At 74.4% G+C, this 12,496-nt stretch carries 12 protein-coding genes; all 12 read right to left on the bottom strand.

Features of this window, described 5'->3' with window-relative positions; all coding sequences use genetic code 11:
* Positions 1-7: 7 nt before the first annotated feature.
* Positions 8-565, bottom strand: coding sequence for a peptide deformylase (gene def / locus V6U79_RS25435; RefSeq protein ID WP_334531941.1), 558 nt, complete (start codon positions 563-565; stop codon positions 8-10).
* Positions 566-607: 42 nt separating this feature from the next.
* On the bottom strand, positions 608-1,879 hold the full coding sequence (locus tag V6U79_RS25430) for a cytochrome P450 (protein ID WP_334616073.1): 1,272 nt from the start codon (positions 1,877-1,879) through the stop codon (positions 608-610).
* Between the two features lie 87 nt (positions 1,880-1,966).
* A complete protein-coding gene (locus tag V6U79_RS25425) occupies positions 1,967-2,950 on the bottom strand; it encodes an AAA family ATPase (protein WP_334531936.1) in 984 nt (327 codons plus the stop codon).
* Positions 2,951-3,163: 213 nt separating this feature from the next.
* Positions 3,164-5,161 carry a primosomal protein N' gene (locus V6U79_RS25420; RefSeq protein ID WP_334616071.1) on the bottom strand — a complete coding sequence of 666 codons (1,998 nt, stop codon included), beginning with the start codon at positions 5,159-5,161 and terminating at the stop codon, positions 3,164-3,166.
* 59 nt (positions 5,162-5,220) lie between these two features.
* On the bottom strand, positions 5,221-6,414 hold the full coding sequence (gene metK, locus V6U79_RS25415; RefSeq protein WP_334531931.1) for a methionine adenosyltransferase: 1,194 nt from the start codon (positions 6,412-6,414) through the stop codon (positions 5,221-5,223).
* An 89-nt stretch (positions 6,415-6,503) separates the two neighbouring features.
* Positions 6,504-7,712, bottom strand: a complete 1,209-nt coding sequence (gene coaBC / locus V6U79_RS25410; RefSeq protein ID WP_334616069.1) for a bifunctional phosphopantothenoylcysteine decarboxylase/phosphopantothenate--cysteine ligase CoaBC — start codon at positions 7,710-7,712, stop codon at positions 6,504-6,506.
* 15 nt (positions 7,713-7,727) lie between these two features.
* On the bottom strand, positions 7,728-7,991 hold the full coding sequence (rpoZ, locus tag V6U79_RS25405; RefSeq protein WP_074318577.1) for a DNA-directed RNA polymerase subunit omega: 264 nt from the start codon (positions 7,989-7,991) through the stop codon (positions 7,728-7,730).
* Positions 7,992-8,039: 48 nt separating this feature from the next.
* Positions 8,040-8,573 (bottom strand): nucleoside/nucleotide kinase family protein, encoded by a 534-nt coding sequence (locus V6U79_RS25400; protein ID WP_334616068.1) that lies wholly within the window; start codon positions 8,571-8,573, stop codon positions 8,040-8,042.
* Positions 8,574-8,598: 25 nt separating this feature from the next.
* A complete protein-coding gene (gene mihF / locus V6U79_RS25395; RefSeq protein ID WP_334531917.1) occupies positions 8,599-8,916 on the bottom strand; it encodes an integration host factor, actinobacterial type in 318 nt (105 codons plus the stop codon).
* Between the two features lie 178 nt (positions 8,917-9,094).
* Entirely contained in the window at positions 9,095-9,931 is an 837-nt protein-coding gene (gene pyrF / locus V6U79_RS25390; protein ID WP_334616067.1) for an orotidine-5'-phosphate decarboxylase, read from the bottom strand.
* Positions 9,932-10,101: 170 nt separating this feature from the next.
* A complete protein-coding gene (locus V6U79_RS25385) occupies positions 10,102-11,376 on the bottom strand; it encodes an adenosylmethionine--8-amino-7-oxononanoate transaminase (protein ID WP_334616066.1) in 1,275 nt (424 codons plus the stop codon).
* A gap of 43 nt (positions 11,377-11,419) precedes the next feature.
* Positions 11,420-12,457: a quinone-dependent dihydroorotate dehydrogenase gene (locus V6U79_RS25380; RefSeq protein WP_334616065.1), complete on the bottom strand. Its 1,038-nt coding sequence runs from the start codon at positions 12,455-12,457 to the stop codon at positions 11,420-11,422.
* Positions 12,458-12,496: the final 39 nt, after the last annotated feature.

Genomic DNA, 12,496 nt, shown 5'->3' with positions numbered 1-12,496 from the left:
CGGCGGCTCACCGACCCAGCCCGAACGGATTGGTCAGGTGCGGGCTGAGCTTGACCACCGGCGGGGCGGCCTGGTCGTACCACTCGGCCTGGCGGATCGCCTTCATGGCCTCCTTGCGCCCCTCGGGATCCAGCCGGTCGACGAAGAGCACGCCGTCGAGGTGGTCGGTCTCGTGCTGGACGCAGCGCGCCATCAGGCCGCTGCCCACGATCTGCACCGGGTCACCGAAGGCGCTGAACCCCTTGGCGATCACGTTCTGCCGACGCTTGGTGTCGAAGTAGAGGCCGGGGATGGAGAGGCAGCCCTCCGGGCCGTCCTGCTCCTCGGCGTCCGGGAACTCCAGCACCGGGTTGACCAGGTGGCCGAGCACGTCGTCCACGTCGAAGGTGAACACCCGCAGGCCCACGCCGAGCTGCGGCGCGGCGAGGCCGGCGCCGTTCTGCTCCCGCATGGTGTCGGTGAGGTCGGCGATGAGCCTACGCAGCTCGGCGTCGAAGTCGACGACCGGATCGGCCGGCGTGCGCAGCACCGGATCCCCGAACAGACGGATGGGCTGGACGGTCACTCGGTGTGGCTCCTTCGGCTGGACGGATGGTGCGGTACCAGTCTACGGAGTGCCCATGGCCGCGCCGGCCGGCGTACCGGGACGCGCGGCCGCCGCCTCCGTGTCGATGGTCACCGGGAGGCGCTCGTACCCGCGCAGGGTCAGCCGGGTGCGGTGCCGCGGCGGGGCGGCCAGGGCGAGCCCTGGCAGCCGGCGCAGCAGCAGCGGGAAGGCGACCTGGGCCTCCAGCCGGGCCAGGCCGGCGCCGAGGCAGTAGTGCGGCCCGGCCCCGAAGGAGAGCGGGTGGGGCTGCGCCCGCCCGGGGTCGAAGCGGGCGGGCTCCGGGTAGCGGCGGGGGTCCCGGTTGGCCGCCCCGAGCAGCAGCAGCACCCAGCTCCCCGCCGGCATGTCGACGCCAGCGCAGGTCACCGGTGCGCTGCTCACCCGGGAGGTGAGCTGCACCGGCGAGTCGTGACGCAACAGCTCCTCGACGTACGCGGGGGCGAGGTCGGGCCGGCCGCGCAGCGCGTCGGCCTCCCGGGGGTGCGCCAGCAGCACCACCAGTCCGTTGCCGAGCAGGTTGGTGGTGGTCTCGAAGCCGGCCACCAGCAGCACCACGAGGTTGGCCAGCAGCTCGTCGCCGGAGAGCCGGTCGCCGTCGGCGTCGTGCACCTGCACCAGGGCGGTGGTCAGGTCGTCGGCCGGCGCGCGGCGACGGGCCTCGACCAGCGCGGTGAAGTAGTCGCGCAGCTCCGTCGCGCCCCGGTCGGCGACGGCCAGCTCCTGCCGGGTGATCTCCGGCTCCAGCACCCCGGTCAGGTCGGCCGCCCAGCGCCGGAAGAGCGGCCGGTCCGCCGCCGGGACGCCGAGCAACGCGCAGATCACCCCCACCGGCAACGGGTACGCGAACTCGGCCATGAAGTCGACCGGCTCCCCCGCCCAGGCCCGGGCGAGCATGTCGTCGACGAGCGCGTCGGCCTGGACCTCGACCACGTCGCGCAGGGCGGCGATCCGGCGTGGGGTGAACGCGCCGGCCGCGAGCCGGCGCATCCGGCTGTGGTCGGGCGGGTTGGTGCGCAGCATCGACCGGGAGATCGACACGACGGCGGGGCTGTCCCGCCAGCCGGGTAGGAACTGGTCACGCAGGACGTCGTCGAGCACACCGAACCGGGGATCGCGGAGGATCTCGTCGGCCTCGGCGTAGCCGGTCACCACGAAGAAGGCCGGGCCGGAGCGCACCACCGGCCCGTACCCGCGCAGCCGGTCGTAGGTGGGGTAGGGATCCACCCGCCCCTGCGGTGACATGAGCAGGGTCAGTGCCTCGGCGGCGTCCATAACCGGCCTCCCGCGTCGATGCGTCGGAAGGCTCCATCATGCGCGCCGGCCCGCCGGCGGGCGACCCCGACCGCCGGGGCCCTTCGGTCAGGCGCCGCTGCCGGGCTCGCCGGCGAGCACGGTGTCCCCGCCGAGCAGGGCGTGCTCGGGCAGCGGCAGGGCGGTGCCGTGCGCCGCCGCCCAGTCGTAGATCATGCTCGGCCGGACGTTGGCGGCGAAGTAGTCGATCGCGTTCAGCCCACCGACGACGGGCTCCTCCACCTCGGCCACCAGCTGGGCGGGCACCAGCGGGAAGCCGCTCTGCAGGGCGGCGCTGAGCCGGCGGTGGCCGTCGACCACGAAGAAGTACTCCCCGGTGTAGCCGATCCGCAGCGGCTCCAGGGCCTCGTCGCCGGCCTCGGCCACCTCACCGACGAACTCGGAGTCCCAGAGTCCGCGCAGCGCGGCGATGTCCTCGGTGGGGTAGATCCGGGCCGGGTCGAGCAGCAGCAGCGGCGGGGCGTCGCGCAGCACCTCGGCGCCGAGCCGGCCCTCGTACGCGTCGACGATGTGCTCGATCACCTCGGACGCGGAGGCCCGGGTGGTGTCGCAGACCAGGTCGTAGTTGCGCAGCCGGGCCTTGTCGACGCCGTAGCGGAGGATGAACCGGTTCCGCTCGCTCTCGCTGCGCTCCCGCAGCTTGGCCTCCGCCTCCTCCAGCGAGGTGTAGCTCTCGGCCGGGCCGGAGGGGCGCAGCAGCACCCGCCGGGCCGCCTCGCCGGGCTCGGTGATCATGTGCACCTTGAGCGCGTCGGTGAAGAAGTGCCAGGCCAGCCGGGAGTCCATCACCAGCGACTCGCCGGAGGCGGCGATGTCCCGCTGGAGCTGGTCGACGTAGCCGTCGACGGCCTGGTCCAGCTCGGCGTGCAGGTTGAGCTGGAGCGCGGTCATCTGCCGCTCCTGCGCCATCTGCCGGTAGAGGTCGCCGACGCTCACCCGGCGCAGCCCGAGCCGCTTGGCGATCTCGACGGAGACGGTGCTCTTGCCGCTGCCGAGGTCACCGTTGAAGACGATCGATTGACGAACGGTCACGACTGGTCCACCCCTGCTCACCGGCTGATTGACATCATCGATCTGCGTCGGATCGACGCGTTCCCCGCCATCGTCGCGCCATCCGGGCGCCCGGGCATGACGGGCGATGCTATCACCCCGCCGCCAGCGATTTGCCGCACGCGGTGTGCGACGCCACCCCGCCGCCGCGGGCCGGGCGGGCCGGATCGTGGCCGGAATCACCCTGGTGCGCGGTCAGAACAGGCTGAGCGGGTCGACCTGGAGGCGGACCGGGACGGCCGCCTTGCGGGCGCTGCGCTGCCCGGCCGCCGAGTGCAGCGCCTCGGCCAGGGCGCCGGCCCGGGCACGCGGCACCCGGACCAGCATCCGCTCCCGGTCCTCGTCGGCCGGGACCGGGCCGAGCACCTCGGCGTCCTCGGGTAGCCGGGCGGCGGCGAGGAGGTCGGCCACCGCGTCGGCCGGACCGGTGAGGCTGGCCATCTTCATCGCCGGCGGGAAGCCCAGCTCCCGCCGCTCGGCCAGCTCCCGGGCCGCGAACCAGGCGGCGTCCCAGCGCAGCAGCGCCTGCACCGGGGCGAGCGCGCCGTCGGCCACCACGACCACCCGCCCGCCGGCGGGGGCCGGCCGGGCGAGCGCGGCGGCGCTCAGCCAGCGCCGTAGCGTCTCCTCACCGGCCCGCAGGTCGGCCCGGGTGAGCAGGGCCCAGGAGTCCAGCAGCAGGACCGCCCCGTAGCCGCCCTCGGCGACCGGTTCGGCCCCCGGCGTGGCGATCACCAGGCCGGCGCCGCCGGGCACGGTGGTCAGCACCTCCTCCCGACCGGAGGTGCGTACCGGCACCCCGGGAAAGGCCCGGCCCAGCTCCTCGGCGGTGCGCCGGGCGCCGGTGACGGCCGCGCGCAGCCGGCGCCCGCCGCACTCCGGGCAGGCGTACCCGGCGGCGATCCGGCCGCACCAGCGGCAGGCGGGCGGGGCGTCGGCGGAGCGCAGCGCCAGCGGGCCGGCGCAGTGCGGGCAGCGCGCCGGGGTGCGGCAGTCCGCGCAGGAGACCGAGGGGAGGTAGCCGCGGCGGGGCACCTGCACCAGCACGGGCGCGTCGGCGCGCAGGGTGTCCCGGGCGGTGGTCCAGGCCAGGCTGGGCAGCCGGGCGGTCGCGGCGCCGGGGTCGCGGGCCAGCTGCGGGTCGTCGCCGGTCGGCGCGATGGCCGGGGTACGCGCCCGCAGGGTGGCCCGGTCCGCGACGACCTCGCGCGCCCAGCCGGTCTCCAGCAGCAACTGCGCCTCGGCGGTACGGGCGTACCCGCCGACCAGGGCGCCGGCCCCGGCGAGCTGGGCCCGGGTGAGCAGCACCTCCCGGGCGTGCGGGTACGGCGCGCGCGGCTCGGCGTGCAGGTCGTCGCCGTCGTCCCAGATCGCCACCAGGCCGAGCCGCTCGACCGGGGCGAACATCGCCGCCCGCGTCCCGATCACCACGGGCACGTCGCCGCGCCGGGCGGCGAGGAAGGCCCGGTAGCGCCGGGCCGGGCCGAGCGCGGCGGAGAGGCAGGCGTGCCGTCCCGGGCCGAGGAGCTGGGTCAACGCGGCGTCGAGGCGGTCCAGGTCCCGGGCGTCGGCGACCACGACCACGGCGCCCCGCCCACCGGCCACGGTCGCGGCGACCGCGTCGGCGTACCGGGCCGCCCAGTCCTCCCCGGCCAGCGCCGACCAGACGGCGCGGGGCGCCCGGCCGTCGGTGAGCGCCCGGAGCAGGGCCGGCCCGGTGGGATAGTCCCGCCAGCCACGCGGATCGACGGCCGGGTCGACGGCCGCCGGAGCGGCCAGCGGCTGGTCCGGCACAGCGGCCGTCGGAGCGGCGACCGGCTGGTCCGGAGCGGCGGCGGCCGGAGCGGCGGCGGTCGGCTGGTCCCCGGCGGCGCGGAGTTCCTTCTCGATCCGGGCGTGCCGGGGCGGGACGGCGAGCCGGAGCACGTCGGCGAGGTTGCCGGCGTACCGGTCGGCGACGACCCGGGCCAGCCGGGCGATCTCCGGCGCCAGCACCGGCTCCGGTGAGACGACCTTCTCCAGGTAGGCCAGCCGGGGGTGGTCGGAGGAGTCGACCCGCTCCAGCAGCCAGCCGTCGACCAGCTGGCCGGCGAAACGCACCTTGACCCGGCTCCCGGGCACCGCTGCCGGGTCCAGCTCGGCCGGGACGAGGTAGTCGAAGGGGCGGTCCAGGTGCGGCAGGGGCACGTCCACGCAGACACGAGCGACCGGCGACCCGTCAGCGGGTCGCCGGTCGCTGCGCCTGGTGCCGGTCAGGCTCCCGCGGCCGACTTGAGGTCGGCGGCCCGGTCGGTGCTCTCCCAGGTCAGGTCCGGCAGCTCGCGGCCGAAGTGGCCGTACGCGGCGGTCTGCTGGTAGATCGGGCGGAGCAGGTTGAGGTCCCGGATGATGGCGGCCGGGCGCAGGTCGAAGACCTCGGTGACGGCCTTCTCGATCGAGGCGACCGGCACGGTCTCGGTGCCGAAGGTCTCGATGAAGAGGCTGACCGGGTGGGCCTTGCCGATCGCGTACGCGACCTGCGCCTCGCACCGCTCGGCCAGGCCGGCGGCGACGACGTTCTTGGCCACCCAGCGCATCGCGTACGCGGCCGAGCGGTCCACCTTGGACGGGTCCTTGCCGGAGAAGGCGCCGCCGCCGTGCCGGGCGTACCCGCCGTAGGTGTCGACGATGATCTTGCGGCCGGTCAGGCCGGCGTCACCCATCGGGCCACCGATCTCGAACCGGCCGGTCGGGTTGACCAGCAGCCGGTAGCCGTCGGTGTCCAGGCCGAGGCTCTCCAGCTCCGGGGCGATGACGTGCTCGCGCACGTCCGGGGTGAGCAGCGACTCCAGCGAGATGTCCGCGGCGTGCTGGCTGGAGACGACCACCGTGTTGAGCCGGACCGGGCGCAGGCCCTCGTACTCGATGGTGACCTGGGTCTTGCCGTCCGGGCGCAGGTAGGGGATCGTGCCGTCCTTGCGGACCGCGGCGAGCCGGCGGGCCAGCCGGTGCGCCAGGGCGATCGGCAGCGGCATCAGCTCCGGGGTCTCCGAGCAGGCGAAGCCGAACATCATGCCCTGGTCGCCGGCGCCCTGGGCGTCCAGCGCGCTCTCCGACGCCCCGGTACGCAGCTCGAAGGCGTTGTCGACACCCTGGGCGATGTCGGAGGACTGCTGGCCGATGGAGACGCTGACGCCGCACGAGGCGCCGTCGAACCCCTTCTTCGACGAGTCGTACCCGATCCCCAGGATGGTCTCCCGGACGATGGTCGGGATGTCGGCGTACGCCTTGGTGGTCACCTCCCCGGCGATGTGCACCTGGCCCGTGGTGATCATGGTTTCCACCGCCACCCGGCTGTGCGGGTCCTGGCTGAGCAGGGCGTCGAGGATGCCGTCGCTGATCTGGTCGGCGATCTTGTCGGGGTGGCCTTCCGTGACCGATTCGGAAGTGAAGAGGCGGCGTGTCACGGCACTCCTAAGCTCTTTGAAAAGTTGTTCCGCGGCAGTCTAGTCACCACGGCACGGACCACTCGATCGGGCGAGTCTCTGCTCACTGCTCAGGATCGAGCGGCCCACCGCGCCACGACCAGGTCCCAGACGCCGTCGGCCAGATCCTCTTTGGACTGCTCGGGCATGGGGTGCACCGCGCCGTCCGCTCCGATGACGGTCGCCGCGTTGGTCTCGGCGCCGAAGACCTTGTCGACGCCGACCTCGTTGATCACGACGAGGTCCGCCCGCTTGCGGGCGAGTTTGGCCCGACCGTTGGCCTCGGCGTCGCCGGTCTCGGCGGCGAACACCACCAGCACCTGCTCCGGACGACGGCGTCGCCCCAGCTCGGCGGCGATGTCCGGGTTGGTGACGAGCGCGATGGTGGGCGCGCTGCCGTCGTCCGACTTCTTGATTTTGCCAGGCGCGTAGGTCGCCGGCCGGAAATCGGCCGGAGCCGCCGCCATCACCACCGCGTCGGCGTCGGCGGCCGCCTCGACGGTCGCCTCGCGCAGCTCTTCGGTGGTGCCGACCCGGACCTGGTCCACCCCGGCCGGGTCGGCCAGCGACACGTTCGCCGCGATCAGGGTGACCCGGGCGCCCCGGGCGACGGCCGCGCGGGCGAAGGCGTACCCCTGCTTGCCGGAGGAGCGGTTGCCGAGGAAGCGGACCGGGTCCAGCGGCTCGCGGGTGCCGCCGGCGGTGACCACCACGTGCCGGCCGGCCAGGTCGGCGGGGGCGTCGACGCCGCGGGCGAGGGCGCGCCGGGCGACGGCGAAGATCTCCGCCGGGTCGGGCAGCCGCCCCTTGCCGGTGTCGGCGCCGGTGAGCCGGCCGACGGCCGGCTCGATCACCCGGACGCCCCGGGAGCGGAGCGTGGCGACGTTGGCGACGGTGGCCGGGTTCTCCCACATCTCGGTGTGCATCGCCGGGGCGAGCACCACCGGGCACCGGGCGGTGAGCAGGGTGTTGGTGAGCAGGTCGTCGGCGAGCCCGTGGGCGGCCTTGGCGAGCAGGTCCGCCGTGGCGGGGGCGACGACCACCAGGTCGGCCCGCTGGCCGAGCCGGACGTGGGGCACCTCGTGCACGTCGGACCAGACGTCCTCGGCGACCGGGTGGCCGGAGAGGGCCGCCCAGGTCGGCGCCCCGACGAAGCGGAGCGCCGACGCGGTCGGCACGACCCGGACCCGGTGGCCCGACTCGGTGAAGAGCCGCAGCAGCTCACACGCCTTGTAGGCGGCGATGCCGCCACCGACCCCGAGAACGATCTCGGCGGACATCGGGGCGGACGACTGTTACGGCTGGTCGGTCGGCTCTGCGGTGAGCAGGCCCCCGTTGATCTCGCGCATGGCGATCGAGAGCGGCTTCTCCTGCGGAGTGGTCTCCACGAGCGGGCCGACGTACTCGAGCAGGCCCTCGCCGAGCTGGCTGTAGTAGGCGTTCACCTGGCGCGCCCGCTTGGCGGCGAAGATCACCAGGGCGTACTTCGAGGTGGTCTTCTCGAGCAGTTCGTCGATCGGCGGGTTGGTGATGCCCTCGGGGTTGGCGATGGATCCCACGAAATAACCCTCTGCGTCTAGAGTGTCCGCGCGAGCGCGGCTGGTCGCTCAACCGCGCAGTCGCGGCTGGGCGGGAGCCAGATAGGAAGAACCGAGCAAGCCTACCAGTTCGTCGGCGGCGCGCTCGGTGAGGTCATGTGCCACGGTGTGTCCGACCGCCGCGACGACGGCCGGGTCCGGGCGGTGCCGCGACGGGACGAGCAGCACCAGTGGTACGTCGGGCCAGCCGACCCGGACCGCGAGCGCTCCGGGCAGGTCCAGCGGGAGCAGCACCGGCCGGCCCTGAGCCAGCCGGGCCCGCAGCGGCGCGCGCGGCGTGCCCCGCCGGTACGCGCCGATCCGCGACCACTCCAGCAGCTCCTCGGCGGCAATCATCCGGTCGAACTCGGCCGGGGCGCAGAAGAGCCGGTCGACACCGTGCCGCTCGCCGGGGCGGCGCGGCCGGGTGGTGGCCGGCACCGGCACCCACACGGACGGAGAACGCGCCCGGACGAGCTCGACGACACCGCCCAGGCCGGCACCCGAAGGTGCGGTCAGGACGGTGAGCCGAGCCGCCGGGCGCGCCTCGTCATCCGTGCTCACCGCTTGTTTCTACACGTTGCGGCGTTCAGTTGGCGGCGAACTCTCCAAGCAGAGCCTTGCGCTGCTGCTCGCCCAGGCCACGCAGACGACGGCTGTCGGCGATCTTGAGCTTCTCCATGATCTGGGTGGCCCGGATCTTGCCGATGCCCGGCATCGCCTGCAGCACGGCCGAAACCTTGAGCTTGCCGACGACGTCGTCGGCCTCGGCCCGCTCGAGGACGGCGGCGAGGGTGGTCTTGCCCTGCTTGAGCTGCTCCTTCAGCTCAGCACGGGCCTTGCGGATCTCCGCGGCCTTCTCCAGCGCGGCAGCGCGCTGCTCGGGGGTCAGTGACGGGAGCGGCACCAGTTCTCCTCAGGTCCCTATCGCGGCGGGCGGGGCGCACCACCGCTCTGTGAAACGTGGTGTCGCTGGCAACCAAAGGGGTCCGTGGTTCCCAGCGCGGGGAAAACTAGCGGTCGCGGGCACTTTCGGCAACGTGGGCGCGCGAAGATCAACAAAAAATGACCGACCCCTCAGTCAGTCACGAAACCGCCAGAACAGCCCGACACTCGGCCTGCGCGCGGTCCGCGGCGGCCCGCAGGGCGGCCGGATCGGGACCGGCGTTGAGCACCTCCCGGGAGTACGACGGGAGGACCGCGGGCAGGCTGGAGCCGAAGACGGTACGCAGGTCCGCCGCCGTCGCGCCCTGCGCGCCGAGCCCCGGGGCGAGCAGCGGACCGTTCACGCCGGAGAGGTCGTGACCGGTCTCACCGATGGTCGCCCCGACCACCAGCCCGAAACTGCCGAGGGGTTCGGCACCCGCGTTGAGCTGGGAAATCTCGTCGATCACGGTCTGCGCGACGGTCCGCCCGTCGGCCGCGACGGCGCGCTGGACCTGCGCCCCCTCGGGGTTGGAGGTGAGCGCCAGCACGAAGACTCCGCCGCCGTGGGTCCGCGCCAGCTCGAACATCGGCGCCAGCGATCCGACCCCGAGGTAGGGGCTCGCCGTCACCGCGTCGACATACAGCGGGCTGGATGGATCGAGGTACGCCGCGGCGTACGCGGCGACCGTCGAACCGATGTCGCCGCGCTTGACGTCGAGCAGAACGAGCGAGCCACATTCTCGTAACTGTCGGATAGTTGACTCAAGAATCCCGACACCTCGGGCACCGAAGCGCTCGAAAAAGGCCGACTGGGGCTTGACGACCGCAACCCGGTCACCGACGGCTTCCACGACAATCCGGGCGAACCGCTCCAGCCCGTCGACGTCGTCCGGCAGCCCCCAGCGGGCCAGCAGCCCCGGGTGCGGGTCGATGCCCACACAGAGCGGCCCACGCTCCGCCATGGCCCGGTGCAGCCGGGTCCCGAAGCTCTCCATCGGCGTACCTCTCTCCTCGCTCGACACCGGCGACCGCCGGCCCGTCCTCTCCGTCGCCCGGGGAACCCGCCACCGCTCGGACACGCCCGCGCGGGGGCGCCCGACAGCGGCCGTACCCGTCGTCGGCCGCACCCCGGCCGGCCCCGAGCCGGCCGTACCCCCGGCCGTCCTCAGCCGGCCTTGACCGCCGCGGCGATCCCGGCCGTGATCCGCGCCAGGTCCACGTCGTCGGTCACGTACGGCGGCATGGTGTAGACCAGGTCGCGGAACGGGCGCAGCCAGACCCCCTGCGCCACCGCCGCCGCGGTCGCCGCGCCCAGGTCCACCTCGTGATCGAGCTGCACCACCCCGATCGCGCCCAGCACCCGCACGTCGGCGACCCCGGGAGCACCGCGCAGCGGCTCCAGGCCGGCCCGCAGCCCGGCACCCACCCTCGACACCTCGGCGGCCCAGTCGCCGGCGCGCAGCAGCCCCAGGGAGGCGTTGGCGACCGCGCAGGCCAGCGGGTTGCCCATGAAGGTCGGCCCGTGCGCCAGCACCCCGTCGGCGGAGATGCCCCGGGCGATCTCCGCGGTGCAGAGCGCGGCGGCCAGGGTCAGGTAGCCGCCGGTGAGCGCCTTGCCGACGCAGAGCACGTCCGGGCTCACCCCGGCGTGCTCGGCGGCGAACATCGTCCCGGTCCGGCCGAACCCGGTGGCGATCTCGTCGAAGATCAGCAGCACCCCGTGCTCCCGGGTCACCTCGCGCAGCGCGCGCAGGTACCCCGGGTGGTGGAAGCGCATCCCGCCGGCGCCCTGCACCACCGGCTCCACGATCACCGCCGCCAGCTCGTCGGCGTGCCGGGCCACCTCGTCGGTCAGCGCGGCGACGTACGCCGGGTCCGGCGGGTCGTCGAAGCCGCCGGGCGGCGGCGGGGCGAAGACCTGCCGGGGCAGCACGTCACCCCAGAGGTGGTGCATGCCGCCCACCGGGTCGCAGACGCTCATCGGGTGGAACGTGTCGCCGTGGTAGCCGCCCCGCCAGGTGCCCAGCCGGCGGCGGCCGGGCCGGCCGGTGGCCCGCTGGTACTGCAGGCACATCTTGATCGCGACCTCGACGGCCACCGAGCCCGAGTCGGCCAGGAAGACGTGCTCCAGCCCCTCCGGCGCCAGCTCGACCAGGGTCCGCGCCAGCCGGACGGCCGGCTCGTGGGTGAGCCCGCCGAACATCACGTGGCTCATCCGGCCGAGCTGGTCGGTGACCGCCGCGTCGAGGACCGGGTGCCGGTAGCCGTGGATCGCCGCCCACCAGGACGACATCCCGTCAACCAGCTCCCGGCCGTCGGCCAGCCGCAGCCGCACCCCCCGGGCGCTCTGGACCACGTACGGCGTCGCCGCCGGCGGCGACGCCGCGTACGGGTGCCACACGTGCGCCCGGTCAGCGGCCAGGATCTCCTCGGGCGTCACACGCTCTCCTTCGTACCCTCTGGGGTGGCCCGGCCGGGACGCCTCACCCGGCCGGCACCGGCGCGGTGGCGCCCGCCGACGCGCCGGCGGCGGCGCGGACCAGGGCGGGACCCCGGTAGATGAAGCCGGTGTAGAGCTGGACCAGGGTGGCGCCGGCGTCGAACATGCGGGTGGCGTCGTCGGGGTCGACGATGCCGCCGACCCCGATCACCGGCAGCCGGCCGCCGGTCTCCCGGTGCACGAAGGCGACCACCTCGCGGGCCCGGGCGGCCAGCGGCCGGCCGGAGAGGCCGCCGGTCTCCGCGCCGCGCTCCCGGTCGGCCGGGGCGAGCCCGTCGCGGGCCAGCGTGGTGTTGGTGGCGATCACCCCGGCCGCTCCCCGGGCCAGACAGACCTCCAGCAGCTCGGCGACGGCCGGCTCGGTCAGGTCCGGGGCGATCTTCACCAGCACCGGCTTCTCCCCCACCAGCGCCGCCAGCAAGGCGTCCAGGTGGGCCCTGTCCTGAAGGGACCGCAGGCCCGGGGTGTTCGGCGAGGAGACGTTCACCGCGAAGTAGTCGCCGTGCCCGCGCAGCGCCCGGTAGGAGGCGAGGTAGTCCTCGACCGCCTCGTCCAGCGGGGTCACCTTGGACTTGCCGAGCGAGATGCCCAGCGGCACCCCGATCGGGCGGGGCAGCGCCGCCAGCCGGGCCGCGAGGGCCTCGGCGCCGGCGTTGTTGAAGCCCATCCGGTTGACCACGGCCTCGCTGTCGCGCAGCCGGAACAGCCGAGGACGGGGGTTGCCGGGCTGGGCGTGCGCGGTCACCGTGCCGACCTCGACGAAGCCGAACCCCAGCGCCGGCCAGGCCGGCAGCGCCGCGCCGTCCTTGTCCATGCCGGCGGCCAGCCCGACCGGGTTCGGGAACTCGACCCCGAAGACCGTCCGCGGCGCCCGCACCGCGTACCGGGCCCGCAGCGCCCGCAGCACGGCCGGCCGCCGGGACACCCCGGCGAGCCGCCGCAACGTCCACTCGTGCGCCGCCTCCGCGTCCCCGCCCCCGATGCGGAACAACGCCGGCCGCACCACCTTTCCGAAGATCACGCCCCGGCTCCCCCCGGCTCGGTGATCATGAAGTTGACG

The sequence above is a fragment of the Micromonospora psammae genome (assembly GCF_036902725.1).
Classification (GTDB): Bacteria; Actinomycetota; Actinomycetes; order Mycobacteriales; family Micromonosporaceae; genus Micromonospora.
The sequence above is the reverse complement of the archived record's forward strand: the minus strand, read 5'-3'. Positions and strand labels throughout refer to the sequence as shown.